The following is a 25,142-nucleotide window of genomic DNA, read 5'->3' as shown; positions in this document are numbered from 1 at the left end:
GTTCCGTTAGGGATCACGGGTAGGAGCCACCTTTATGAGTCAGAATACGCTGAAAGTTCATGATTTAAATGAAGATGCGGAATTTGATGAGAACGGAGTAGAGGCTTTTGATGAAAAAGCCTTGAGTGAAGAGGAACCCAGTGATAACGACCTGGCTGAAGAAGAGCTGTTATCGCAGGGGGCCACACAGCGTGTGTTGGACGCGACTCAGCTTTACCTTGGTGAGATTGGTTATTCACCACTGTTAACAGCCGAAGAAGAAGTTTATTTTGCGCGTCGCGCACTGCGTGGGGATGTCGCATCCCGCCGTCGCATGATTGAAAGTAACCTGCGTCTGGTGGTGAAAATTGCTCGTCGTTATGGCAATCGTGGTCTGGCATTGCTGGACCTGATTGAAGAGGGCAATCTGGGACTGATCCGTGCAGTCGAGAAGTTTGACCCGGAACGCGGGTTCCGCTTCTCAACATACGCAACCTGGTGGATCCGCCAGACGATCGAACGGGCGATAATGAACCAAACCCGTACGATCCGACTGCCAATTCACATTGTAAAAGAGCTGAACGTCTATCTGCGTACCGCGCGTGAGTTGTCGCATAAACTGGACCACGAACCGAGCGCAGAAGAGATTGCTGAACAACTGGACAAACCGGTTGATGACGTCAGCCGTATGCTCCGACTCAACGAGCGTATTACCTCGGTAGACACCCCGCTGGGTGGCGATTCCGAAAAAGCGTTGCTGGATATTCTGGCCGATGAAAAGGAAAACGGCCCGGAAGACACCACGCAAGACGATGATATGAAACAGAGCATCGTCAAATGGCTGTTCGAACTGAACGCCAAACAGCGTGAGGTACTGGCACGTCGCTTTGGTCTGCTGGGGTATGAAGCTGCGACACTGGAAGATGTGGGCCGCGAAATTGGCCTCACCCGTGAACGTGTTCGCCAGATTCAGGTTGAAGGTCTGCGTCGTCTGCGTGAAATCCTGCAGACTCAGGGACTGAATATCGAAGCGCTGTTCCGCGAGTAAGCACAAGTTCTATCAAGAAAGGCCAGTCTCATTGAGACTGGCCTTTTTCTATGTTTGTTGCCTGATGGCACTGCGTTTATCAGACCTATGGGGAGCCGGACTTTGTAGGCCGGATAAGACATTTATGTCGCCATCCGACAGATTAGTTCATCATCTTACGCACCAGACGTGTGAACTGCTCACGTTCTTCATCAGATAATCGCCCCAGAAACTCATCATCCACGCTATCGCCTAACGGGGTTGCGCTGGTCAGTAATGCTTCTCCTTGCGCGGTCAAATAAACAAATCGCCGACGCTTATCCGCCGGGTCGTGTTCACGTCTGACCAACTCCCGTTTTTCCATCCGGCTCAGCATTTCCGCAAGCGTTGCCTTGGTACAGACTGCGGCTTCGGTCAGGGCGACCTGCTCAATGCCGGGATGCTCGGCAATGGCGCGCATCACCGCATACTGCGGTTTGGTCAGATCCGGTAATTCATGTTGCCAGCGAGCCGTATGTTGCTGAAAAAGCTGACGTAAAAGGTGAAAGGCTGTGTTTCTTAACGGCATGAGAGCTCCGGAATATCTGTCAGTCTCTATCTTAACGGGTAACGCGTCATAGTTTAACCATTGCTGCTTTAGCAATCTGTGCGAGGTGCTCTTGTCCGGAATGCATCGAGGGAGTATTTTAATCAAAATGTTCGTACACGAACAAAATTGAGGGCGAAATGAGACTGATTGTAGGAATGACCGGGGCGACCGGCGCACCGCTTGGTGTGTCGCTATTGTTGGCACTGCGGGAAATACCGGGGGTAGAAACCCATCTGGTGCTGTCAAAGTGGGCCAAAACCACCATTGAACTGGAAACACCATACAGCGTCCGTGATGTGTCGGCGTTGGCCGATTATTGCCACAACCCGGCGGACCAGTCGGCGACCATATCCTCAGGATCGTTTCGTACTGACGGCATGATCATTATCCCCTGCAGTATGAAAACGCTGGCCGGTATTCGAGCAGGCTACGCGGAAGGACTGGTGGGGCGCGCTGCTGATGTGGTGCTGAAAGAAGGGCGCAAGCTGGTTCTGGTTCCGCGTGAAATGCCGCTCAGCACTATTCATCTGGAAAACATGCTCGCACTTTCCCGCATGGGCGTGGCGATGGTCCCGCCGATGCCCGCGTTTTACAACCACCCGCAAACGGTCGATGACATCACTCAGCATATCGTTGCGCGTGTGCTCGATCAGTTTGGTCTGGAGCATCCAAACGCCCGTCGCTGGCAGGGTTTACGGCAGGCGCAGAATTTTTCACAGGAGAATGAATAATGGCATTTGATGATTTGCGCAGCTTTTTACAAGCGCTGGACGACCAGGGACAATTGCTGAAAATCAGTGAAGAAGTCAACGCTGAGCCGGATCTGGCTGCGGCGGCTAACGCGACCGGACGTATTGGTGATGGTGCGCCAGCGCTGTGGTTTGACAATATTCGTGGTTTTACCGACGCCCGCGTGGCGATGAATACCATCGGCTCATGGCAGAATCATGCCATTTCATTAGGCCTGCCGCCCAATACGCCGGTGAAAAAACAAATTGATGAGTTTATTCGCCGTTGGGATAAATTTCCGGTTACACCGGAGCGTCGTGCCAACCCGACGTGGGCTGAAAACTGTGTTGATGGTGAGGAGATCAACCTGTTTGATATTCTGCCGCTGTTTCGTCTGAACGATGGTGACGGCGGTTTCTATCTTGATAAAGCCTGCGTGGTGTCGCGCGATCCGTTGGATCCGGACAACTTCGGCAAACAGAACGTCGGCATTTATCGTATGGAAGTGAAGGGCAAACGCAAGCTTGGCCTGCAGCCGGTGCCGATGCATGATATCGCGCTGCATCTGCATAAAGCTGAAGAGCGCGGTGAAGATCTTCCGATTGCCATCACGCTGGGTAACGATCCTATCATCACCCTGATGGGGGCCACGCCGCTGAAGTACGATCAGTCGGAATACGAAATGGCGGGAGCGCTGCGTGAAAGCCCGTACCCGATCGCTACCGCACCGCTTACCGGCTTTGACGTACCTTGGGGTTCGGAAGTGATCCTCGAAGGGGTCATTGAAAGCCGTAAGCGTGAAATCGAAGGGCCATTTGGCGAGTTTACCGGGCACTATTCCGGTGGACGTAATATGACGGTCGTACGTATCGATAAAGTCTCTTATCGCACCAAACCGATTTTTGAATCGCTATATCTGGGGATGCCGTGGACGGAGATTGACTACCTGATGGGGCCGGCAACCTGCGTACCGCTGTATCAACAGCTGAAAGCCGAGTTCCCGGAAGTGCAGGCGGTGAATGCCATGTACACCCACGGTTTGCTGGCGATTATCTCCACCAAAAAACGCTACGGCGGCTTTGCCCGCGCGGTGGGGCTGCGCGCAATGACGACGCCGCATGGCCTGGGTTACGTGAAAATGGTGATTATGGTTGATGAGGATGTTGACCCGTTCAACCTGCCGCAGGTGATGTGGGCGCTGTCTTCGAAGGTCAATCCGGCGGGCGATCTGGTGCAACTGCCGAATATGTCGGTGCTGGAGCTTGATCCGGGTTCCAGTCCGGCGGGGATTACCGACAAGTTAATTATTGATGCTACCACGCCGGTTGCGCCGGATAACCGTGGGCACTACAGCCAGCCGGTATGTGATTTACCGGAAACGAAAGCCTGGGCAGAAAAACTGACCGCCATGCTGGCCAACCGTAAATAAGGAGTAGCAGATGATTTGTCCACGTTGTGCCGATGAACATATTGAAGTGATGGCAAACTCGCCGGTAAAAGGTGTCTGGACGGTATATCAGTGCCAGCATTGTCTGTACACCTGGCGTAATACCGAACCGCTACGTCGTACCAGTCGCGAGCACTACCCGGAGGCATTTCGTATGACGCAAAAAGATATGGATGACGCACCGATGGTGCCGAGTATCCCACCGCTGCTGGCGGAAGGTAAGCGCTAATACTGAAGGCCTGGGATTCCGGGTCTTTTTTTGCGAGCAGACTCGTAACGTATTGATAAATTGATTTATTACAGCGGCATCGGGAATAGAATAGCGGCGGGTGCTTGAGGCTTTCTGGGCTTTGAGCATTTGTAAGGTCCCGGAAAGACAAAAGCCCCAGGAGATAGTTCTATCAACCTGAGGCTAGCGTACAAACCTGAACAATTTGGATGTTAGTCTCTTCTTTGCAGGGAGGCAAGACATGCTGACAAAATATGCCCTTGTGGCAATTGTAGTGCTGTGTTTTACGGCGCTGGGATTCACGTTAATGGTGCGAGATTCGTTGTGCGAGTTAAGTATTAAAGAACGTGGTATGGAGTTTAAAGCTGTTCTCGCTTACGAACCGAAGAAGTAAGAAGTAGCAACAACGCGGGGGAAACCCCGCGTCTTGATGGTCTGGTTTCGTCCTCTTGCACCCATTCTCGCGTTGCCGTAGGCCCGATAAGCAAAGCGCCATCGGGCATTACAACGTTACACCAGACTTTTCAACCGGTAGATCCACTCCAGCGCCTGGCGAGGCGTTAGTGAATCCGGGTCGAGGTTTTCCAGCGCTTCAACGGCGGGCGAGGTTTCTTCAGGCACTGAAAGCAGCGACATCTGTGTTCCATCGACCTGGGTCGCAGCAACGTTTGGCGCAATGCTTTCCAGTTCGCGCAGTTTTTGCCGCGCGCGTTTAATAACCTCTTTCGGCACGCCAGCCAGGGCTGCTACTGCCAGACCATAGCTCTTGCTCGCCGCACCATCCTGTACGCTGTGCATGAAGGCGATGGTATCGCCGTGCTCTAATGCATCCAGATGCACATTCGCGACGCCTTCCATTTTTTCCGGTAACTGAGTCAGTTCGAAGTAGTGGGTGGCAAACAACGTTAATGCTTTGATTTTATTGGCCAGGTTTTCCGCGCATGCCCATGCCAGCGACAGGCCGTCGTAGGTGGAGGTGCCGCGTCCAATCTCATCCATCAGTACCAGGCTGTTCTCGGTGGCGTTATGCAGAATGTTGGCGGTTTCGGTCATTTCTACCATAAAGGTAGAACGACCGGATGCCAGATCATCCGCCGCGCCCACGCGGGTAAAGATCCGATCGATCGGGCCTATTTCCACTTTCTGCGCCGGAACGTAGCTACCGATGTAGGCCAACAGCGCAATCAACGCGGTCTGGCGCATATAGGTACTTTTACCCCCCATATTCGGACCGGTGATGATCAGCATCCGTCGCTGAGGCGAGAGGTTAAGCGGGTTGGCGATAAACGGCTCGGTTAGCACCTGTTCAACCACCGGATGACGTCCCTCAGTAATACGAATGCCGGGTTTATCGGTGAAGGTCGGGCAGGTGTAATTCAGGGTATAAGCGCGTTCTGCAAGGTTGACCAGTACGTCCAGCTCCGCCAGCGCGCTGGCGCTCTGTTGCAAATCAGCCAGGTGCGGCAACAGCATGTCGAACAGCTCATCGTACAGCTGTTTTTCCAGCGCCAGTGCTTTGCCTTTTGACGTCAGAACTTTATCTTCGTACTCTTTCAGTTCCGGAATAATGTAGCGTTCAGCGTTTTTCAGCGTCTGGCGACGCACATAGTTAATCGGCGCCAGATGGCTCTGCCCGCGACTGATCTGAATGTAGTAGCCATGAACGGCGTTAAACCCAACCTTCAGCGTATCCAGACCGGTGCGCTCGCGCTCACGGATTTCCAGTCTGTCCAGATAGTCAGTTGCGCCATCAGCCAGCGCTCGCCACTCGTCCAGTTCTTCGTTATAGCCCGGGGCGATGACGCCACCGTCGCGAACCAGCACTGGCGGAGCTTCCACAACGGCGCGTTCCAGCAGTTCACGCAGCTCTGCAAACTCACCCATTTTCTCGCGCAGCATCTGCACGGGGGCACTGTCTACACTTTCCAGTTGCGCGCGCAGTTCCGGTAATTGCTGGAAGGCATGACGCATACGGGCCAGATCGCGCGGACGCGCAGTACGCAGGGCCAAACGCGCCAGGATACGTTCCAGATCGCCTACCTGACGCAGCACGGGTTGCAATTCACTGGTGGAATCCTGTAGCGCGCCGATAGTCTGTTGACGCTCGGTAAGGACTTTGGTGTCACGGACCGGCATATGCAGCCAGCGCTTGAGCATACGGCTGCCCATCGGCGTCACGGTGCAGTCGAGTACTGAAGCCAGCGTGTTTTCAACGCCACCCGCCAGGTTCTGGGTAATTTCCAGATTGCGGCGCGTGGCGGCATCCATAATGATGCTGTCCTGTTGACGTTCCATGGTGATGGAACGAATATGCGGCAGCGAGGTGCGCTGGGTATCTTTTACGTATTGCAGCAGACAGCCAGCAGCACATAATCCGCGCGGGGCGTTTTCCACGCCAAAACCAATCAGATCCCGCGTGCCAAACTGCAAGTTCAGCTGCTGGCGAGCAGTATCGATTTCAAATTCCCAAAGTGGACGACGGCGTAATCCGCGACGCCCCTCAATCAGTGAGATTTCAGCGAAATCTTCGGCATACAGCAGTTCAGCGGGATTGGTGCGCTGCAATTCTGCGGCCATGGTCTCGCGGTCGGCCGGTTCGCTGACGCGAAAACGCCCGGAGCTGATATCCAGCGTGGCGTAGCCGTAACCTTTACTGTCTTGCCAGATAGCGGCCAGCAGGTTGTCCTGGCGTTCTTGCAGCAGCGCTTCATCACTGATGGTGCCAGGCGTGACGATACGCACCACTTTGCGCTCAACCGGACCTTTACTGGTTGCCGGATCGCCAATCTGCTCACAAATAGCGACAGATTCACCCTGATTAACCAGCTTGGCGAGGTAGTTCTCGACCGCATGGTGAGGAATGCCCGCCATCGGGATAGGCTCGCCTGCTGATGCGCCGCGTTTGGTCAGGGAGATATCAAGCAGCTGAGACGCGCGTTTCGCATCGTCATAAAACAGTTCGTAAAAGTCGCCCATGCGGTAAAAAAGCAGTATTTCCGGATGCTGAGCCTTCAGCTTGAGATACTGCTGCATCATCGGCGTGTGAGAGTCTAGGTTTTCTATTGTACTCATTGGAGTGTGATGTCCATATTTCTTAATTTTTAATGAGTTAGTGAATTTTATGGTTATCATTAGGTTTCACGTTGTCTCATCGAATATCATGAAATCCTACAGTTAACAGTAGGATTTCATGACGGTATGAGGTGCATGATAACGGAGTCTTTATGGCAGGAAAACAAGAGGGAAAGCCACTTTCGTTTAAAGCGGTAAAAATGATGAAGCCTGGTGGCAAAGATGAAGCTGACGTAGGCGAAAATCGTGGTTTACGTCTCTCATCTGGTGCCACCAGGATGAAGTCTTTTTTCTAACGTTACGCGAGTCCCCGACTGGTAAACTTATTCAGTTTAAAATTGGTAACTTTCCACAACTTCTCTCGTCTGCATATATACGTCATTCCAGTTCACGTAATGCTTGCAATGCTTGCCACACTTTTTTCAGTAAAAAGGTGAGTGGAATGGCCAGTATAGCTCCAGTTATGCCAAGTAGTGCCTGCCAGATCAGGAATGCCAGTAGTTGAACCGTCAGTGGTAAATTCAACCGTTTGCCGAGCATAAGTGGTTCCATCACTGAACTCAGGGAAAGGTTTAGCACCACGAAAAATCCAGCGACCAACAGGCCGGCCTGTATATCGAAAAAGATCATCGTCTGAAGGACCGGCGGAATCGCGGCAAGTAAGGAGCCGAGCACCGGGACATAATTGAAAATAAACATCAGCATGCCCCAGAGAAAAGCAAACTTTAAACCCAGTAGCCAGGCGGCGGCCCAGACAACCAGGCCACCGAGCAATCCCGTCAGCGTTTTTACGCGTGCATAAACGATCACGCTTTGTATGCCTTCCAGCAGCGCACGGATCACACCCGAACGATGTTGAGTGGTGCGCAGAGTGGTTTTTAACACTGGCAGTTCGTACAACATAAATAGCAGCATAAGAAATACCATCAGCCACCAGGACAACATGCCCGGAATCAGCGACAGCTGGCTGGTTATCAGACGAAGTATGGCACTGGTATCGATGAAACTAAGCACCAGATTGGTGGAAAGGAAAATACCCGCCTCGCTCAGAAAAAATGTCAGAGCATGAAGCTGGGTGGCGATCTGAACCGATGCCAGGCGACTGAGCTGAATTAACCCCGGTGCTGAGGCGCTGAGCGAGCCGATGATAATAACGATCAGTAACAGCAGAGCCACAATCACTGATAGCGAAGTAAGGAGTCGAGGGAGTCCGTGTTTCTCCAGGCGTTCGATCAGTGGATCAAGCATCACGGCGAGAAACAGCGCCAGGAGGACCTGATTAACCAGTGGTGCTGCCATGTGCAATCCAGCCAATAGTATGGTCAAACATGTCAGCAAAAGTAGCCCCTGAATAAGGGGCGTTAATGATTTTAACCCGCTCTGATGCATTGACGTCTGTTCTCCTGTAAACGACAAGCAGCCTGTCGATTTTTAACATTTACCCCGTGATGTTTCATGGTGTCTCCGGACGGTGCAGGCAGTCATAGAGGACCGGCAGAACCATTAAGGTAAGGATTGTCGCAAAACCCAGACCAAACATAACAACCACGGCCATGCCCTGAAAAAAGACATCCCTCAGCAGCGGCGCGAAACCCAGTACAGTGGTGAAGGTTGTGAGCAGAACAGGACGTAAACGTGAAGTGGCGGCGGATATAAGCGCTTCATGTTGCGGCTTCACCTGTTTCTGATGCTCAATCTCCTCAACCAGGACAATCCCGTTACGGATCAACATTCCACTCAGACTCAGCAAACCTATCAGGGCCATAAAGCCAAACGGAATGTCGATAAGTAAAAACCCTGTTGTGACGCCAATTAATGCCAGCGGCACGGTAAGCCAGATGGCGAAAGCATTTTTCAGCGAACTAAACATCAACACGGTAATGGTGAACATCACCAGATAACCTAACGGCAGGGTAGAGAACAGGCCTTGCTGTGCCTCGCTTGAACTTTCCGCATCTCCTCCCCACGTAATGTTGTAACCGTGCGGCAACGGAATCTGTTCAATCTGTGGGCGAACGCGTGCCAGAATATCGGCGGAAGTGGCATTGCTCAGTGGGTCAGGGTTGGTCATGATGGTCATAACCCTGCTGCGATCGCGACGCAGAATCAGTGGATTTTCCCACTGTAATATGAACCCATCGACCACGTTACTGAGCGGAATGTAGCGTTGCTGATTTTGGCTCCAGACCTGGACATTATTAAGATGATTAATGTCATGCCGCTCGTTTTCGGGCGGACGCACCACTATCGGCATCATATCCGTGCCTTCGCGATATAGCCCGATGCGACTGCCGGAAAAATTCATTTCCAACGCGTCATCTACTTCTTTTTTATCCACACCTAACTCTTGACCGAGCACTGGATTATATTGTGGGCGAATGACTTTACTGCGGTTTTGCCAGTCGTTACTTACACTACTGGTATCGCGATTGTCGGCCAGAATAGTACTTACTTTGCTGGCAATCTGGCGCATGATATCGGGCGCTGTCCCTCTGATGCGTACCTCAATACTGCTACTGCCCGCAGGGCCAAACATCACGCGATTGGTACTGGCATTGACCTGCGGGTAATCCTGCGCGATAACGGTATCCAACTGGCTCGTCAGTACCCCAATATTGCGCTCATTGTCCATTCTTACCATGATTTGTGCGTAATTGCTGTACTGGCGCTGACCGTTGTAAGTCAGGATAAACCGCATGCTGCCATGACCTATCGTTGACACCGTGGAAACCACGCCCGGGCGACCGTCAATTATTTTTTCAATATCACTAGCCATCTTTTCCGTGGAGGTGATGTCCGAACCATAAGGTAGCCACAGATCCACAAAAAAAATCGGTGTACTGGCTGAAGGAAAGAAATTTTGTCGTACCGAGCCAAAGCCCCAGATTGCCAACGCCAGCAGTACTGCCATGACTGAAAGTGTGGCTGTTTTGTGTGCCAACAGTGTATTCAGGATACGCTGATAGAGTCGGTAAAAACTGCCACTATAGGGAGCGAATTCTGATGGCTGCTTAAGAGGGGATTCGGTTTTAAATAGCCACCATTTAACCAGTGCTGGCGTAATGGTTAGGGCCGTGAACCAGCTCAGCATCAGTGAAATTAACAATACCTGAAACAGCGATTTACAGTATTCGCCCGTTGAGTCCTGTGACAGGCCAATAGGAGCAAATGCCAGGATAGCAATAATTGTGGCTCCCAACAGCGGAAGTGCGGATCGCCGAATAATTAAGTTTAGCGCTTTTACCCCTGACACGCCCTGCTGACGCGAAATGAGTAATCCCTCCACAACCACTATCGCATTATCTACCAGCATACTCAGCGCGATTATCAGCGCCCCCAGGGAGATGCGCTGAAGCTCAAGTCCCCACAGATACATAATAAACAACGTGCCCAGCACATTGAGCGCTAATGACAGGGCTATAATAATGCCGCTGCTCAGCCCCATGAATATCACCAATATTCCGATGACTATCGTTAGCGCCATTAGAAAATTAGTAAGAAAGCCATTTACTGAAGATGCCACTTCAGCAGACTGGTCGTAAAATACACCGATCTGTATACCGGCGGGTTTTTCCTCAGACATCTGTAGTAACTTAGATTTCAGCGCTTGTCCCACGTCAATCACATTCACGCCGGGTATAAATGATACCCCCATCATCACGGCGGGTTGACCGTTGGCGTGATAAATGCTGGAGGGCGAATCAGCGAGACCGCGCGTGAGTGTGGCTATATCTTTCAGGCGTGTGCTGGCGCTGTCACCCGCTGGGCTAACAAGTAGATGGCCCAGTTCATCAAGATTTTCGAATTCGCCAGTGGAATGTATACGGATTGATTCTGTACCAGATTTTATCACCCCAGCGTTTGACACAACATTCAGTCGACTCAGCGCAGCGGATAGCTGAGCCGGCGTGATGCCGCGCGCAGCCATTTTTATCAGTGACACCTCTACATTGATCTGTGACGTTATGATTCCTCCGGTCATGACCTTGCCTACGCCAGGCACCAGTACCAGCTCACGTCGCAGCTGTTCGGCATATTGTGCAAGCTCTTTATTGCTGAAATTGTCACCGGAAATTGAGAAGAAAAATCCAAAAACATCGCCAAAATCATCGTTTACGAAAGGCTGCATGACACCAGGCGGAAATACGCGTCCTGCATCACCTACCCGACGACGTAATTCGTCCCAGATTTGGGGTAATTTATCCGAGTGGTAGTGCGAAGCGATGTTCACTGTGATTTGCGACATCCCGTTGGATGAAATCGAACTGATGTTATCCAGATAGGGCAGTTGCTGCAGGGCTTTTTCCAGTGGCAGTGTTACTTCTTCTTCTACTTGCTCGGCGGATGCCCCTGGATAGAGGGTAACAACCACGGCGCTTTTAATAGCAAACTCTGGATCTTCAAGACGACCGATGTTAAGTAGTGCAAAAATACCGCCGATACCTAGTAACAGAATGAGCAGCCAGACACGGACGGGATTATTAATAAACTGTCGGGAGATATCCATTACAGTCCCCCTTCACGTGTCCAGATACGGACCTGCTGCTGAGCATGTATTTCATTCACCCCGGCAGCGACCACCCGCTCACCGTTTGTTAGACCGTGGGTTATTACGATACCGCCCTCGGTGAGTTCACCAGTGGTTACACTGCGTTCTTCCAGCGTAAGCTGCTCGCCGCTGCCCTTTACCACCCAGACGTGGGGGTGATTGAGTGGGCTGTTGTCCGGGTTAAACACAGCTTCAACTGGCACGACCAGCTTTTCACGCAAGGTACTGACTGGCAGTTTTGACAGATCGATGGTGACCGTACCACTGACCCCAGCAACAGCAGGGAAGTCAGACGGTCGTGGCATGGTTAAAATCATCTTCCAGGTGAGCGTGTTATTGTTGCTGCTAGCCGAGTGCTCTTTGTAATCAGCCTGAAACTGGCGGCCAGGCAGTGCAGTGATTTGCACCAGTGGTCGATAGGTCACATTGCGAATGTCCATTGCGGTAAACAGGTTTTCCGGTACGCTGAATGCCACATCGAGCATGTCGGTGCGAGCCAGAGTGGCGATAGTTTGTCCGGCTGTCGCAACCTGATGGCTTCGAGCATTTACACTGACAGCGATACCGGAGAACGGGGCGGTGAGTATCATTTGGTTCAGTTCTTCACGAGCGATCTGTAGCGCCGCGTTTGCAGCATCTCTTTTGGCACGTTGTACATCCATCTCATCACGTGAGACGGCATGGCGCGCAGACAATGCCTGGAAGCGTTCAAACTGTCGCTGTGCGAGGTCGGCGGTGGTCTGCCGTTCTTTTACCCGTTGCCGGGCTTCATCGCTAGAGAGCCGGGCGATCACTTGTCCTTTCGCCACTGGAGTTCCCTGGCGGATATCAAGCCATTCAATACGGCCCGAGCGTTCAAAAGATAGTGCGGTGGAATCACTGTACTCAATTCTTGCGGGGAGAATACGTTGACGGGCCTTTTCAGACTTTCCCACCTCCACAACTTTAATTGTGCGAGGCTGAATGGGTAAATCTATTTCTTTCTGCTCGCACGCTGTAATTAAAAAAACGGCAAAGATAATCAGGGGTAAATAACGAGCCAATTTTATATCCTCAGCGATAATGATGTAATTAATTTTGTAGGGTTATATATGTGAGCGAATGAAAGCAGAATGCCAGCCAGAGGCTGACACAATGCAGACTCAGTTTGGTTGGTATATAACTTCCTTTAGTTTTTCCGCTAGTTACATGCATTCTTGTCGTACAAGAAGAAACAGATACAACACGGTCCTTACTCCGGAGGAATGGACAAGTTAATTCAAATTCTTATTGGTGAAATTTCATTCGCCGCCTTCAATATCACTGTGTATATAACAATGTTATATTTAGATGAAACCGGATCTCTGATAAATTGTGAATTCCAATCTCACTAATACTTAACAGATTCTTTAATATGTAATTTTTAATTAATACCGTATCCGCAACCGTAATGAGGGGTAGCCACTGGTACATGGTATGGTAAATTCAGGATGTTGTTTAATACTGCTGTGATTTAATATTAAAACAAAGGACGTGATTTAATGTCATTACAGGTTTAATTATTTAACTCTGCAGTCACGCTTTTATTGTTTTAATATTCAACACAAGTGAGAACCCAGGCATCCGGATTACCGATAAGCCAGGCGTGGTTATCAATTCTTTCTCGCTCAAAAATCAGGGTTGCGTCATCACCGCTGACTTCTGCCAGTAAGATTTGAAAAATATCATCCTCAACATGATCTGCCGGTAATCTGCGAACGCCGTCATTCTGGTACTGGAGAGTATGGTTATCTATCTGATGACCATCCCGCAGAAGAATTTTACGGCTCACGCTTTGTGTTACATCGCCTCCCAAAACCTTACCATTAAATGAAATAAAACCCGTATTATCTTCATATAATTGAATGGTTTGCTTAACATAGAAATCATATACCACTGAATTTCTTGTTATACGATAGCGTGACTGATTCGTACATTTGAAGTTACTGATTCCATGGGCATAGTTAAATGAAACACCCAGGCAGACAGCAATCAGGACAAGACCCATGCACACTACCCATTTAATTTTCATGATTGCTTCCAGTTGTGGTAGTAGACGTTGTCACACGCGATAATTTGATTATTTTTTCCTGCTGTGCAAAGCGAAAAAAGGGTGCGCCCGGCGCTTTGCGCGGTAAAGGAGTCATTGCTGTCAAATATCACCTTTTGTTCAGGGCCGCAGGTGGCGGCATTGTCCTTAAGAATGGCAGCAATATTCTTCCTGGCTTTCTCCCGATCTCGCTCACTCAGATTTTTCATATACACCACCTCGCACCCGGTCGCCAGACTGTCTTTATACAACGGGTAGTGACTGGTACTGACCGATGAGACGGTATTAAAAAAAACGATCGCACCGCAAATGAATAATGTCAGAACGATAATCATCGTGAGGTACGCATTTTTTAAAGAAAACAGTTTCCCGGTACGTTGAGAAGTGACCTGTTCAGGTATACTGAGCGGCACTGTCTGGGTTAACTGAAGTGTGATGTCAGGATTTAGCCTGAACCCCATCTTCGGTACAGTAATTATCAGTTCTTCACAGCCGAATGCAGATAATGCGCGACGTAAGATACTGATATACTGATTAAGGCTGCTATTGGACGCCTGTAAACCATAATCGTCCCAGACCATAGTTAATAATTTCTCACGTGATAGTATCCCTTCTGACGCCCTTAATAGGGTTTCCAGCAAGCGGCTGGCCGTTAGGGTGAGTTTTACCGTTTCCTTTGTGGCGCAATGGGTTAGCGATCCATCCTCTGGATTAAACTTTATTTTCTCCGCAATTAAAAAAATCATATTGGCAATTACCAGATACCTGCGTTATTACAGAAAATTATAACACAGATATCCGGGTGATTATGCGCTAAATTGCCTCCCGTACATTGGTTACATTTATGAAAATTCTCATCAATATAACTGGTAATTATTAACGAATTTAACAGTTGCTAATGAATTTAGCCCGAAGTAGTAATATTCTCAGTTATTAGCTTATAAGCAAAATCACTACAGATAACAGACAGTTTGCTGAAAAAATGAGTAATGTTGTTAAGCCAAAGTTGTGCAATTGCGGCACAGTTCTTTTAACCCACCAGGCTGGTTGAAAGCGTAGCGGAGATTCCTCTGTCTTTTGCAATCTGAAGGAATGTTGCGCCATTACTTTCTGTACCCTTCCTGATAATAGTACTGGCCGGGTAATCGCGTCCCAGCAGTGAGTATTTTTGTACGCCGTAAGCATGGTAAGGCAATAAATCAATACCCTGAAAAGATGTCTTTCCGGCAGTAAGATTGCTGATAAGCAGGAGCATATTATTTATTTCATGTGATGAATCGTTAACGCCGGGAATTACTGGGATCCTCAGGCGTACTGGAGTATTCAACGTCAGTAATTTTTCAAGATTGCGTAAAATACGGATATTACTGACCCCGGTAAATCGTTGATGAAGTGTGTCATCCGCCAGCTTGAGATCATAGAGCACCAGATCAGCCACAGTGCTGACTTTCTCAACCGCTGACCAGGGGGCGAACCCTGCCGTTTCCACCGCGGTATGGATACCCTCCCGGCGTAAGTTTTGTAGTACCTGGACTGCAAAATCCGGTTGAAGCATCACTTCACCGCCGCTGAGCGTAACGCCTCCTCCTGATAACTGATAATAAGCTACATCTTTTACGACCTCTTGATGTACCTCATCAACTGACATCTGACGTCCGACAATCTTAAGCGCCTGGGACGGGCAAGCTTCTTCACAAAGACGGCAGCCATCACACGACATACTGGGATCAATAACGTGATTCTTATTACTCCACTGATGAATACCTTTCTGGCAGGCATCAACGCAGGCCCCGCAGTGCTGGCAACTACTGGCACGCCACAGCACGTCATTATCCTGACGCAATCCTTCGGGATTCGCGCACCAAATACAGCTCATCTGACATCCTTTAAGGAATACGACGCTGCGAATACCCGGGCCATCATGTAACGAGAAGCGCTGAATATTAAAGACGCGGCCTGTTAGCGGCTCAGCATTCATGTTGAACGGTACGGCTAATGATTTCATCCTGCACCTCACGGCTGAGTTCAACAAAAAATGCGCTATATCCGGCCACACGAATCATCAAATTCGGATACTCCTCCGGACGTGCCTGCGCGCGCTTCAGCTCTTCATTATCGACGTAGCTAAACTGCATTTGCCCATTACCAAGCATACTGGCGGTGCGAAGCAGGTTAATCAGTTGATTAATGCCTTCATCGCTTTCCAACATACCGTGCATTAGTTTGAGGTTATGCACCATACCGATTTCCATCTCTTCAACGTTTATCCTGCTCACCGAGTTAATCACTGCCGTCGGGCCATTGATATCGGTTTGCTGCGATGGGCTTATTCCGTCGGCCAGAGGTTTATGAGCCAGTCTGCCGCCAGGTAACGCACCGGTTGCCAGTCCGAACGGCGTATTATTTGAAATAGATAGCGTGCCATGCGTGAAGCGGCCATAAAGCATGTGATAGCGGCGATGCTCTTGCTCAGTGTAATGAATAAGGGAACGCGCCAGTTCGTCAACTTCTGCAATATCATTGCCGTATTTCGGTGCTCGCAGGCAGCGCTGGCGAAGCGCTTCATGCCCAACAAAATTGGCTTTCAACACTTCATCCAGCTCAGACAAAGTGACCTGCTCTTGCTCATACACCACTTTTTTAATGGCCATCAACCCGTTCGCTAAATCAGCCAGACCTGTCCAGATAAGCCCGGGGCCGTTGTTTAACCACGCTCCGCCCGCGGTAACATCGCGACCTTTTTCCAGGCATCCCTCAATCAGGCAGGAAATAAGCGGTTTTGGGGCATACTGTCTGTGCAACTTCTGAATGATGAGTGTGGCTTGGGCCGCTTTAGCCGTAATAGCCGCCAGTTGCTGTTTTACTGCCGCTTCAAAATCGTTGTAACTGGTCATCTCTGTCAGTTCGCCGGTCTGAGGACCGATACGCTCACCCTGTGGCCCATAACCATTACTAAACGCCAGTTCCAGTGGCCGAGTAAACGTGGTATAGCCTACAGATGTCCATTGATACATTTTTCCGGACTTTTGAGGCTCAACACAGCCCATCAGGCAATAATCACGTGCATCTTCATAATCAAATCCCTTGCGCAGCATCATTTTGATATGCGCGTCATCGAAATGGCAGGCCGGAAAACCCGTTCCCCCGCGGATAACTTCCACAATTTCCCGCAGATAGTGCCACGGCGACTGGTTATGTATCCTTACAGCCAGGCTGGGTTGATAAATTTTCAATTTCCGTGAGCAGGCCATAATCATCATTGTCAGCTGATTAGTAGCATCGCCGCCCTCACGTTTTTGCCCGCCAACAACCATATTGATAAATGGTTGATATCCAGCGAAATATTTTGCTGTAGACTCACTACAGATCCACAAACTCTCTGCCATTTTAATCATCCAGCAACACAGTAATTCTTCTGCGTGGGCATGAGTCAATGTCCCTTCTGCCAGGTCACGCTCCAGTAATGGCCAGAGATACTGATCGACGCGTCCCAGTGAAATACCGGTCTGGTTTTCTTCAAGACAAAACAGAGACTGTACAATCCACAGGGACTGAAGCGCCTCATAAAAATTACGCGGCGCGTGTTCAGGTACACGGCGACAAATGTCAGCGAGACGGTTCAATTCTACTCTGCGTTGAGGATCGGTTTGTTCATCAGCCAGTTGTGCGGCGTAGTCGCTGTAACGATGGGCGTAATGGATCACCGCATCGCAGGTCTCTTTCGTTGCCAGATAAAATTGGTGGCGTTCCATATCTTCTGCGCAGGTTAAACTTAGCTGTTCAATTGCGTGAATAGCCCTGTCACGCAAACCGCCCATACCTTCTGTCAGTAATAACGTGTCGTAACCCGGACAGGTATCACCTCCGCCATTCTGGGTTTTAATGGTTACGTCGCAGACGCCGTATTCATTGCACCATTCCCAGAGGCCTGCATGACGGAGTTGAGTTTCCGCGATTTCATCCAGCGAGCGACCGCGCCAAAAAGGGAAGATTTCTTCTCTGAGAATACGCTTTGCGCTGTCACTTATCTGATAGGGATCCTGTTTACGCTCTTTTACGGTATCCAGTTCTTCAGCTACCCAGCGCCAGCTGAGCTCAGGTGATACTTCTCCACCGCGCGGACCGCCTGCCGGGTGGCTGATAATAAGCTCATTCTCGGCAATCCATAAAGGTGCCCGTTCGCAGGCGCGCCGAAAGGCAAGTGCCCGTAACATAATCAGATCCAGCCCGGGGTTGTTTTTATAGACCTCTGTAACCGCCTGTGCCCTTGAAACAGAGATAAACGGCTTTGCGCTGAAATATTGGGCTTTCAGGGCGTCAATACGATCGGTAAGTTGCTTTTCCATTTAATAACTCCTTTTATGCAAATCCCATCAGCAGCGTGCCACTCAGGATCAGTGCAATACCTGCTTTTTCAAATATGCTGGTATGCATGTCGTAATAAATACTACTTATCACAGTAATTAATACTGTGCCCATACCACACCAGATTGCGTAAGCGATACCTGGTGTCATTAATTTCATTGCTTGCCCCAGGGCATAAAAACAAACTACGTAACTTAACGCACAAAATATGGTTGGGGCGAGTCTCCGAAAATGTCGGGTTTTGGGTAGCATGGCGGTACCAAAAACTTCAGTAAGAATGGCAATAAATAACCATGTTGTACTCATGAGTATTATTTGAATCATGTGTTTTCCATCGTTTTATATTTTGCGGAAAAATTAATAACAATAACTCCGGCGACGATTAACCACATGCCCAGTAAGTGGCCGCCACTTATTGTATAGCCGAAATTTAACACGCCAATTATATTTACTGCGACGATACCCACACCAGACCAGATCGCATAAGCAACGCCAAGGTGCATTCTGCGAAATACATAAGTTAGGATATAATAGCAAAGCCCATACCCTATTATGGATAAAATAGAAGGAAGGATGCGAGTAAATCCTTCAGAAAGGACCAGCATAGTTGTTGCAAATATTTCGAACAAAATAGCCAGAGCAAGTTTCATGTATGTCTTTCTTAACGTCATATTAACTTTCCTGATTAATGAGCCTGGTTACAGGTCGGATTGGATGACGGACATGAAACAGTATTTTTATTTTTCTAGCCATATAATTCGAAAAAATTGGAGATTATAGTTTTTTATTCTTTGTTTATTTGCTTGTGAAGCGTTAAATTTCATCTTTTAATGATATGGGACGAGTACCTCTCAGTATTGCTTTTATGCCTGATATCATTTCCCGAAGTGCAGGCTAAATAATGATGTTGATGTAATTTAACCTTTGAGATTAATGTCTGCCCAGGCAGCTCAAAGAGCGTACGTGAATGCTTAGAGTGTATATATGGTTCAGTTATGGGGTGTTTGGTGCGGCGAAGGATTTTGGAGCCATAACCCGCACTAGTATGGCTTAATAAAAAATTATTAATTATTTTCTGGGGTGTGATATGAGCTTTGCCGATGTTGTATGGATTTATCTATAAACCTGCAGATTATATTTCTTCAGTGAGTGGAGAAATAATGATCATAAAATTAGATAGTTAATTAAAAACTGGTTAATGAGTCGATTTCTTTATCTTTAACAGATGAACTTCAAGTATCAATGCCACACCCTAATTTACCATTGTGGTGTGGCCGGTGAAGTTTGTATCAAATTACTCTTTCATTTCGTGGTTGCTCTTTTTTATCTTATGGAATAACGATAATACCCGTCAGGATGTGGAAACGAGGCTCTAGAGGCATAAACATCATTAGCTGACATATTATGGATCATTATTTATACATCATGCAGGCGTTGCCGTTCTAAACGGCGATCGCGCAGGGTTGCATAAATAAAAGTAATCACAAACAGCAGGGAAAATAATACGACGATGGTGGGAGCCGGTGCGCTGTCGATGAAAAATGACAGATACACCCCCATAAATGAGGTAATGACCGACATCACCACCGCCAGCCACAAGGCGTGAGAAAATTTTCGCGTCATTAAGATCGCGATGGCGCCGGGAGCAATCAGTAAAGAAATCGACAAAATAATCCCGACAGATTTTAGCGTGGCGACAATCGTCAGGGCGATCATGCACAACAGGCCGTAGTGCAGTAAGGGGGTGTTAAGCCCACTGGCCTTTGCCTGATGCGGATCGAATGCATGCAGTAGCAGATCTTTCCACTTAAGCCCAATAATAAGCGCGATCCCCAAAGCGATCGCCGTTGTTTGCATGATATCGGTCAGTGATATACCGAGCATATCGCCGAACAGAATATGATCCAGATGCACTTCCGACTGAATGGAAACATACAGCACCAGTCCCGCACCGAACATCCCGGAGAAAACAATGCCCATGATGGTGTCGCGCTTAATGCGGCTGTTATCGTCGAGGTATCCGGTTGCTATCGCGCAGAACAATCCAGCGACAAATGCGCCAATTGCCAGCGGGATGCCTGCGATATAAGCCAGAACGATCCCTGGAAAAACCGCATGGCTCATGGCATCGCCCATCAGCGCCCAGCCTTTGAGTACTAAAAATACCGACAGCAGCGCGCAGGGCACGGCGACAATGGTGGAGATAACCAGCGCATTGACCATAAAGCTAAACTGAAAGGGTTCTAATAGCGTTGTTAAGATCATACTGACTCCTTGTTCACCAGTCGGGCGCGTCGGCGATTCGCCAGCAGACCATGTTTTGGTGCGAAGACAAATGCCAGCAGGAACAGCAATGTTTGCAGAACGACGATAATTCCGCCGGTTGCGCCGTCCAGCCAGTAGCTCAGCCAGGCGCCGAAAAAGCTGGTCAGGCTGCCGATAGCTACGGCGATGGTGAGCAGGCGTGGAAAACGATCGGTCAGCAGCCAGGCCGTCGCTCCGGGCGTAACCACCAGGCAAATCACCAGAAATGCACCGACGGTTTGCAGTGCGGCGACTGTGGAAACGGAGAGCAGCGTAAAAAACAGCAGTTTTAAACGCCCCGGATTCAAACCGATAGAGCGCGCGTGGTTTTCATCAAAAAAGACCACCATCAGATCTTTCCACTTCAAAAACAGGATAGTCAGCGAGATAACCCCGATGATGGCCAGTTGCAGAATATCTTCCGGCGCAATTGCCAGGATATTACCGAGAATAATGGTCTGGATGTTCACCGACATCGGATTGAGCGACACCATAAACAGCCCGATACCGAAGAAAGACGAAAAAATCAGCCCGATAATCGCATCTTCCTTCAGGCGTGAACGCTGATTAAGAAACAGCATACTGCCCGCTGCCAGGCCGCCGGAAAGGAATGCGCCAAGCGCGAAGGGAAGCCCTAACATATAAGCGCCTGCCACGCCCGGAACAATAGAGTGCGACAGCGCATCGCCGATCAGCGACCAGCCTTTGAGCATCAAATAGCAGGAGAGAAACGCGCACAGGCCGCCGACCATCGCCGAGACCCACATGGCGTTGAGCATATACTGGTAACTAAACGGCTCTGTCAGCCAGTTCATGATTATTCCCCCTCGCTTGCCGCACGTCGCGAAATAAACGGGCGTTCATCGTCGGTAATCACGTGTTGTTCGCCGCCGCTCAGCGCAACGTGACGCAGTACGCCGCTGAATGCCAGCTCGAGATTCTCGGGGGTAAAGGTGGTATCGGTTGGTCCACTTGCCAGCACCGTGCCCTTAATCATCACCGTGTAATCACAAAACTCGGTGACGGATCCCAGATTATGGGTAGAGACCAGCATGGTTCGACCTTCATCACGCAGTTCACGCAGCAGGTCGATGATCCGGGCCTCGGTTTTTACATCCACGCCGGTGAAGGGTTCATCCAGTAAAATAACCTGTCCGTCCTGTGCGATGGCCCTTGCCAGAAAAACTCGCTTTTTCTGCCCACCGGACAGTTCACCTATCTGACGATGGCGATAGTCCAGCATATCAACCCGCGCCAGCGCCGCATCCACGCAGGCGTGGTCGATCTGTTTTGGTCGACGCAGCCAGCCCATATGGCCAAAGCGTCCCATCATCACCACATCTTCCACCAGTACCGGAAACGACCAGTCCACCTCTTCTGACTGAGGGACATAGGCGATCAGATTCTGTTTGAGCGCCTTATTTACCGGCTGTTGCAGAATTGAGATTTCCCCTTGCGCCAGGCGGACAAAACCCATCAGCGCTTTAAAAAGCGTTGATTTTCCCGACCCGTTGACGCCGACCAGAGCGGCAATTGAGCCGCCCGGAACCTGAAAAGTGGCGTCCCGCAATGCGGTATGACCGTTGCGATACGTCACCGTAACCTGATTTACGGTAATCGCAGAGTGACTCATGGTTGTCTCTCCAGACCCTTGTTGATGCCGTTAACAATGGTTTGCGTGGTGACGCGCAGTAAATCCAGATAGGTCGGTACCGGACCATCGGCAGCGCTGAGCGAATCGACATACAGCACGCCGCCGTAATACGCGCCAGACTCACGGGCAACCTGACGCGCTGGTTTGTCGGACACGGTGCTTTCGCTAAATACCGTTGGGATATGATGCTCTCTGATCGCATCGATTACCTTGCGTACCTGCTTCGGCGTACCTTGCTGATCGGCATTGATCGGCCACAGATACAGCTCTTTCAGGCCGTTATCACGTGCCAGGTAGGAGAATGCGCCTTCACTGGTGACCAGCCAGCGTTTATCAGCAGGGAGCTTTACCAGTTCTGTATGCAGTGGCGCCAGGGTCTGCTGGATTTTCGCTTTATAATTCTGTGCGTTTTTCTGGTAGGTCGCGGCATTGTCCGGATCGTATTTCATCAGCGCATCGCGAATGTTATCCACGTAGATCAGTGCGTTCTCCGCTGACATCCAGGCATGCGGGTTTGGTTTACCGTTGTACGGTCCTTCGCTGATGCCCATTGGCTGGACGCCGTTTGAGACCATCACTTCTGGTACGCCGGACAAATTTTGGTAGAAGCGGGCAAACCATAGTTCGAGGTTAAGACCGTTGGAGAGAATAAGCTGTGCGCCTTGCGCTCGTTTAATATCACCTGGGGTTGGTTGATATTCGTGAATTTCTGCGCCAGGTTTGGTGATGGAACTGACCTCTGCTGCATCTCCCGCCACATTGCTCGCCATATCGGCAATCACCGTAAAGGTGGTTACTACCTTAAATTTTTCTTTCGCCCAGGCAGGAGACAGCGTCAGCGCCGTGATTACGCTGGCAAGGAGAAACGATTTCAGATGGGGCAGATGCGGCATAGTATCCCTCACAACAAAATGGTTAATTTATCATCGAATATAGCCTTTGCTATGTTATATAGCACATGGCATAAATAAATGAAAATAATTCTTATTTGCGTAGGGCGCTAAGGAATGGATGAGGATAATGCGTTTACGCCGACACGATTGTCGGCGTGTGGGGGAAGACTAACCCGATGATTATGGCTTCTGGAACTCAGTGACGGTTTCCCAGGCCACTTGCTGCAAGGCTTTGGCGTCGCCAGGGCTCATGTCTGTATCAATAGGAAGCGCACCGCCGACCGGAGACTGGTTATACAGAGTAGCGAAAAATACACAGGCGGCGAGATACGTTCCAGAAATCGAAGGGTGTACACCATCTTGATAATACAGGTTAATTTCTGGGTGCGTTTTACGTGCTTTCTCGAAAGCCAGGCCTACCGGAGCCACATATCCCCCCGTTTTTTGCGCAATCGAGAGATAAGCATCTGCCAGTTTTTGGCTATCTTCGGGTTTGTCTTTTTTCGGCCAGGTCATGAAATAGACGACTTTTGCACCGGCTTTATGCGCCATTTCGGCCATTTGGGTTGCAGAGTCCACGAAGTTTTGCCGGGTACTTTCTTTCTTTGAAATCGTTTCTGTTGAGTTTCCCTGCAGGACGACGACATCCCATTTCTGTAGCGTGTTCTGATAGCGCATATTCTCAATTTGCCAGCCTAAATGACCGCTGGAAATCGTGATCCCCCGATATTTATAGCCTTTGGCGTGATCAGGCAGTAAGGACTGCGTCAAATCCCGCAGGCGGGTATTAATATTATTGTTATAGAAAGTGAAAGAGTTACCATAAAGCGCGACAATTTTATTCTCACCATCCATTTTCGCATGTGCGGAAGGCGCTAATAACGTATCCGCGTGAACACAGATACTACTTAATGCGAAAGTCGTCGCTGCGGCAAGTAATGTTATTTTTTTCATTTTTTATCTCTTAGAAATCATAACGGAGCCCAACGATAAGCGCATCATCATTGGTCTTTTTGTTCTTACTTGCGAACTCTTTATCGTAAGTAAATGATAACCACGTGTCTTTAGCCAATGTTAATTGCGCTTCAGCACGCCAGTCTTCTTTTTCAGCAATATCTTTACCATCTTCATTTAAAAAGCTATATCCGGTAAGAACCTTGACGGTGCCAAAGTTGTAGGAAATGAGCGAATCCATCCCTTTGTAATTATTATCGCTTTTGTTATCGCGAGAGATAGACGTACGTAATGCGGTTACTGCGACTTCATAGGCTTTATAACTGAGTTGTAATCCTCCCATGATTTGATCGTTTTGATTACGTCCATCGGTGGTCACTACGCCGTCCTGTCGTTTATAACGGCTGGCCGCTATCGCAGGTGTAATCCTAAAGTCGCCAAATTTGAAAGACTTGCGATAGCTGGCCATCGCGCCGTAATCCAGAGCTTCGTTATCACTGTTGCCGTTACCGGAGACCCATGCCAGCTGAATCTCATTGCCGGCAAATTTAGCGTTCCACTGAACGGTGCCGTCCTGTCGGTTGAACTGGTACGAATCATCAATGGTTGTAATGCCATAGCTGTAGATATTAGGGGTGAAATTTTTGTATTTATCGGTCATTTTCATTACCTGATACAACGGGTTTTTGGTTCTCCCGGTGATCAGTTCACCCCATGTTTTGTTTGACAGGCCGACATAGGAATATCGGGCCTCCATATCGCTTTCACCGGTATTGTTATCATTTTTTTCGGTACGCACCTGCCATTCCAGGCGCCCCACGATTTTGGTCTCTGGCAGAATATCCAAATCTCGCGTGAGATAAATACCTATACGTCCACCCAAATCGCTTCGGCTTTCACTGCCAGCAAATGAATTCTGACCACTCGCGATTTTACCCTCAACGCGGCCATAGATGTCCAGCGTATTTCCATCTTTATTATACACATTTAAGGCGAACGCCGAGGAACTCATACCCATTAGTAATATTAGTGAATAATTTTTTAGCTTCATATCATCCCTCAAACCAGCATTGATTTCCTGACCATAAATAAAGTTTACAGCGGGATAATTGTTCGTGAAAAAGGAATGGTAGTGATATGGGAATCATTTTTTCTCGTGATAAAATGTGATTATTCACGCATAAATATCTCTGTTTTTACTATTGTATTAATGGTTCTAATATTTAATTATGGGGCTTTTAAAATGTTACGGCTCAACAATATATGATCATGAAAATTACTGT

23 protein-coding genes are annotated in these 25,142 nt (G+C 49.2%); 6 read left to right on the top strand and 17 right to left on the bottom strand.

The window, feature by feature from the left end; all coding sequences use genetic code 11:
- The first annotated feature begins 34 nt into the window (after positions 1-34).
- Positions 35-1,027: an RNA polymerase sigma factor RpoS gene (gene rpoS, locus G4551_RS18620; protein ID WP_000081498.1), complete on the top strand. Its 993-nt coding sequence runs from the start codon at positions 35-37 to the stop codon at positions 1,025-1,027.
- Positions 1,028-1,169: 142 nt separating this feature from the next.
- On the opposite strand, the gene G4551_RS18615 is transcribed toward rpoS, so the two are convergent.
- The gene (locus tag G4551_RS18615; RefSeq protein WP_003840322.1) at positions 1,170-1,574 is read right to left on the bottom strand and encodes a MarR family winged helix-turn-helix transcriptional regulator; all 405 of its coding nucleotides are present in this window, start codon (positions 1,572-1,574) and stop codon (positions 1,170-1,172) included.
- Positions 1,575-1,732: 158 nt separating this feature from the next.
- On the opposite strand from G4551_RS18615, the gene G4551_RS18610 reads away from it, so the two are divergent.
- The 4 genes from G4551_RS18610 to G4551_RS18595 all read left to right on the top strand — a co-directional run bounded on the left by G4551_RS18610 (position 1,733) and on the right by G4551_RS18595 (position 4,394).
- Entirely contained in the window at positions 1,733-2,326 is a 594-nt protein-coding gene (locus G4551_RS18610) for a non-oxidative hydroxyarylic acid decarboxylases subunit B (protein ID WP_003840320.1), read from the top strand.
- Positions 2,326-3,753 (top strand): non-oxidative hydroxyarylic acid decarboxylases subunit C, encoded by a 1,428-nt coding sequence (locus tag G4551_RS18605; protein WP_003034198.1) that lies wholly within the window; start codon positions 2,326-2,328, stop codon positions 3,751-3,753. The genes G4551_RS18610 and G4551_RS18605 overlap by 1 nt, the downstream gene beginning before the upstream one ends.
- A 10-nt stretch (positions 3,754-3,763) precedes the next feature.
- The gene (locus G4551_RS18600) at positions 3,764-4,000 is read left to right on the top strand and encodes a non-oxidative hydroxyarylic acid decarboxylases subunit D (RefSeq protein ID WP_003840317.1); all 237 of its coding nucleotides are present in this window, start codon (positions 3,764-3,766) and stop codon (positions 3,998-4,000) included.
- Positions 4,001-4,241: 241 nt separating this feature from the next.
- Positions 4,242-4,394, top strand: a complete 153-nt coding sequence (locus tag G4551_RS18595; protein ID WP_003034202.1) for a Hok/Gef family protein — start codon at positions 4,242-4,244, stop codon at positions 4,392-4,394.
- A 116-nt stretch (positions 4,395-4,510) separates the two neighbouring features.
- Here the strand turns inward: G4551_RS18595 and mutS are convergent, their stop codons facing one another.
- Complete coding sequence (gene mutS, locus G4551_RS18590) at positions 4,511-7,072, bottom strand: DNA mismatch repair protein MutS (protein WP_003840315.1); 2,562 nt, start codon at positions 7,070-7,072, stop codon at positions 4,511-4,513.
- A gap of 152 nt (positions 7,073-7,224) precedes the next feature.
- Between mutS and G4551_RS18585 the strand changes: the two genes are divergently transcribed.
- Positions 7,225-7,368: a hypothetical protein gene (locus G4551_RS18585; protein ID WP_003034206.1), complete on the top strand. Its 144-nt coding sequence runs from the start codon at positions 7,225-7,227 to the stop codon at positions 7,366-7,368.
- A gap of 82 nt (positions 7,369-7,450) precedes the next feature.
- On the opposite strand, the gene G4551_RS18580 is transcribed toward G4551_RS18585, so the two are convergent.
- From G4551_RS18580 to G4551_RS18510, 15 genes are all read right to left on the bottom strand, one after another.
- A complete protein-coding gene (locus tag G4551_RS18580; protein WP_032941179.1) occupies positions 7,451-8,461 on the bottom strand; it encodes an AI-2E family transporter in 1,011 nt (336 codons plus the stop codon).
- Between the two features lie 64 nt (positions 8,462-8,525).
- A complete protein-coding gene (locus G4551_RS18575) occupies positions 8,526-11,579 on the bottom strand; it encodes an efflux RND transporter permease subunit (protein ID WP_003034209.1) in 3,054 nt (1,017 codons plus the stop codon).
- Positions 11,579-12,664: an efflux RND transporter periplasmic adaptor subunit gene (locus G4551_RS18570; protein WP_003034211.1), complete on the bottom strand. Its 1,086-nt coding sequence runs from the start codon at positions 12,662-12,664 to the stop codon at positions 11,579-11,581. The genes G4551_RS18575 and G4551_RS18570 overlap by 1 nt, the downstream gene beginning before the upstream one ends.
- A 527-nt stretch (positions 12,665-13,191) precedes the next feature.
- Entirely contained in the window at positions 13,192-13,671 is a 480-nt protein-coding gene (locus G4551_RS18565; protein ID WP_003840309.1) for a hypothetical protein, read from the bottom strand.
- Positions 13,668-14,435, bottom strand: coding sequence for a winged helix-turn-helix domain-containing protein (locus G4551_RS18560; protein WP_003840308.1), 768 nt, complete (start codon positions 14,433-14,435; stop codon positions 13,668-13,670). The genes G4551_RS18565 and G4551_RS18560 overlap by 4 nt, the downstream gene beginning before the upstream one ends.
- A gap of 284 nt (positions 14,436-14,719) precedes the next feature.
- Positions 14,720-15,694, bottom strand: a complete 975-nt coding sequence (locus tag G4551_RS18555; protein ID WP_003037447.1) for a glycyl-radical enzyme activating protein — start codon at positions 15,692-15,694, stop codon at positions 14,720-14,722.
- Positions 15,657-18,035 (bottom strand): choline trimethylamine-lyase, encoded by a 2,379-nt coding sequence (cutC, locus tag G4551_RS18550; protein ID WP_003840305.1) that lies wholly within the window; start codon positions 18,033-18,035, stop codon positions 15,657-15,659. Before cutC ends, G4551_RS18555 begins: the two co-directional genes overlap by 38 nt.
- A gap of 13 nt (positions 18,036-18,048) precedes the next feature.
- Positions 18,049-18,378: a DMT family transporter gene (locus tag G4551_RS18545; RefSeq protein ID WP_008322725.1), complete on the bottom strand. Its 330-nt coding sequence runs from the start codon at positions 18,376-18,378 to the stop codon at positions 18,049-18,051.
- Positions 18,375-18,704 (bottom strand): DMT family transporter, encoded by a 330-nt coding sequence (locus tag G4551_RS18540; RefSeq protein ID WP_231501067.1) that lies wholly within the window; start codon positions 18,702-18,704, stop codon positions 18,375-18,377. Before G4551_RS18540 ends, G4551_RS18545 begins: the two co-directional genes overlap by 4 nt.
- A 766-nt stretch (positions 18,705-19,470) precedes the next feature.
- Positions 19,471-20,319, bottom strand: a complete 849-nt coding sequence (sitD, locus tag G4551_RS18535) for an iron/manganese ABC transporter permease subunit SitD (protein ID WP_003840300.1) — start codon at positions 20,317-20,319, stop codon at positions 19,471-19,473.
- Positions 20,316-21,173 (bottom strand): iron/manganese ABC transporter permease subunit SitC, encoded by an 858-nt coding sequence (gene sitC, locus G4551_RS18530; RefSeq protein ID WP_003037433.1) that lies wholly within the window; start codon positions 21,171-21,173, stop codon positions 20,316-20,318. The genes sitD and sitC overlap by 4 nt, the downstream gene beginning before the upstream one ends.
- Positions 21,174-21,175: 2 nt before the next feature.
- Entirely contained in the window at positions 21,176-21,991 is an 816-nt protein-coding gene (gene sitB, locus G4551_RS18525; RefSeq protein ID WP_003840297.1) for an iron/manganese ABC transporter ATP-binding protein SitB, read from the bottom strand.
- Positions 21,988-22,905: a metal ABC transporter substrate-binding protein gene (locus tag G4551_RS18520; protein WP_003840294.1), complete on the bottom strand. Its 918-nt coding sequence runs from the start codon at positions 22,903-22,905 to the stop codon at positions 21,988-21,990. Before G4551_RS18520 ends, sitB begins: the two co-directional genes overlap by 4 nt.
- A 180-nt stretch (positions 22,906-23,085) precedes the next feature.
- Positions 23,086-23,859: an SGNH/GDSL hydrolase family protein gene (locus G4551_RS18515; RefSeq protein WP_003840292.1), complete on the bottom strand. Its 774-nt coding sequence runs from the start codon at positions 23,857-23,859 to the stop codon at positions 23,086-23,088.
- A gap of 10 nt (positions 23,860-23,869) precedes the next feature.
- Positions 23,870-24,910: a porin gene (locus G4551_RS18510; RefSeq protein WP_016150891.1), complete on the bottom strand. Its 1,041-nt coding sequence runs from the start codon at positions 24,908-24,910 to the stop codon at positions 23,870-23,872.
- Positions 24,911-25,142: the final 232 nt, after the last annotated feature.

It is taken from the genome of Citrobacter freundii ATCC 8090 = MTCC 1658 = NBRC 12681 (assembly GCF_011064845.1).
Classification (GTDB): Bacteria; Pseudomonadota; Gammaproteobacteria; order Enterobacterales; family Enterobacteriaceae; genus Citrobacter; species Citrobacter freundii.
Note: the sequence above shows the minus strand (reverse complement) of the source record. Positions and strands in the feature narration are given on the sequence as shown.

Excerpts from the sequence above, each read along its gene's own strand:
- rpoS (WP_000081498.1), top strand. The coding sequence starts at position 35 with ATGAGTCAGAATACGCTGAAAGTTCATGATTTAAATGAAGATGCGGAA.
- G4551_RS18615 (WP_003840322.1), bottom strand. The coding sequence starts at position 1,574 with ATGCCGTTAAGAAACACAGCCTTTCACCTTTTACGTCAGCTTTTTCAG.
- G4551_RS18610 (WP_003840320.1), top strand. The coding sequence starts at position 1,733 with ATGAGACTGATTGTAGGAATGACCGGGGCGACCGGCGCACCGCTTGGT.
- G4551_RS18605 (WP_003034198.1), top strand. The coding sequence starts at position 2,326 with ATGGCATTTGATGATTTGCGCAGCTTTTTACAAGCGCTGGACGACCAG.
- G4551_RS18600 (WP_003840317.1), top strand. The coding sequence starts at position 3,764 with ATGATTTGTCCACGTTGTGCCGATGAACATATTGAAGTGATGGCAAAC.
- G4551_RS18595 (WP_003034202.1), top strand. The coding sequence starts at position 4,242 with ATGCTGACAAAATATGCCCTTGTGGCAATTGTAGTGCTGTGTTTTACG.
- mutS (WP_003840315.1), bottom strand. The coding sequence starts at position 7,072 with ATGAGTACAATAGAAAACCTAGACTCTCACACGCCGATGATGCAGCAG.
- G4551_RS18585 (WP_003034206.1), top strand. The coding sequence starts at position 7,225 with ATGGCAGGAAAACAAGAGGGAAAGCCACTTTCGTTTAAAGCGGTAAAA.
- G4551_RS18580 (WP_032941179.1), bottom strand. The coding sequence starts at position 8,461 with ATGCATCAGAGCGGGTTAAAATCATTAACGCCCCTTATTCAGGGGCTA.
- G4551_RS18575 (WP_003034209.1), bottom strand. The coding sequence starts at position 11,579 with ATGGATATCTCCCGACAGTTTATTAATAATCCCGTCCGTGTCTGGCTG.
- G4551_RS18565 (WP_003840309.1), bottom strand. The coding sequence starts at position 13,671 with ATGAAAATTAAATGGGTAGTGTGCATGGGTCTTGTCCTGATTGCTGTC.
- G4551_RS18560 (WP_003840308.1), bottom strand. The coding sequence starts at position 14,435 with ATGATTTTTTTAATTGCGGAGAAAATAAAGTTTAATCCAGAGGATGGA.
- G4551_RS18555 (WP_003037447.1), bottom strand. The coding sequence starts at position 15,694 with ATGAAATCATTAGCCGTACCGTTCAACATGAATGCTGAGCCGCTAACA.
- cutC (WP_003840305.1), bottom strand. The coding sequence starts at position 18,035 with ATGGAAAAGCAACTTACCGATCGTATTGACGCCCTGAAAGCCCAATAT.
- G4551_RS18545 (WP_008322725.1), bottom strand. The coding sequence starts at position 18,378 with ATGATTCAAATAATACTCATGAGTACAACATGGTTATTTATTGCCATT.
- G4551_RS18540 (WP_231501067.1), bottom strand. The coding sequence starts at position 18,704 with ATGAAACTTGCTCTGGCTATTTTGTTCGAAATATTTGCAACAACTATG.
- sitD (WP_003840300.1), bottom strand. The coding sequence starts at position 20,319 with ATGATCTTAACAACGCTATTAGAACCCTTTCAGTTTAGCTTTATGGTC.
- sitC (WP_003037433.1), bottom strand. The coding sequence starts at position 21,173 with ATGAACTGGCTGACAGAGCCGTTTAGTTACCAGTATATGCTCAACGCC.
- sitB (WP_003840297.1), bottom strand. The coding sequence starts at position 21,991 with ATGAGTCACTCTGCGATTACCGTAAATCAGGTTACGGTGACGTATCGC.
- G4551_RS18520 (WP_003840294.1), bottom strand. The coding sequence starts at position 22,905 with ATGCCGCATCTGCCCCATCTGAAATCGTTTCTCCTTGCCAGCGTAATC.
- G4551_RS18515 (WP_003840292.1), bottom strand. The coding sequence starts at position 23,859 with ATGAAAAAAATAACATTACTTGCCGCAGCGACGACTTTCGCATTAAGT.
- G4551_RS18510 (WP_016150891.1), bottom strand. The coding sequence starts at position 24,910 with ATGAAGCTAAAAAATTATTCACTAATATTACTAATGGGTATGAGTTCC.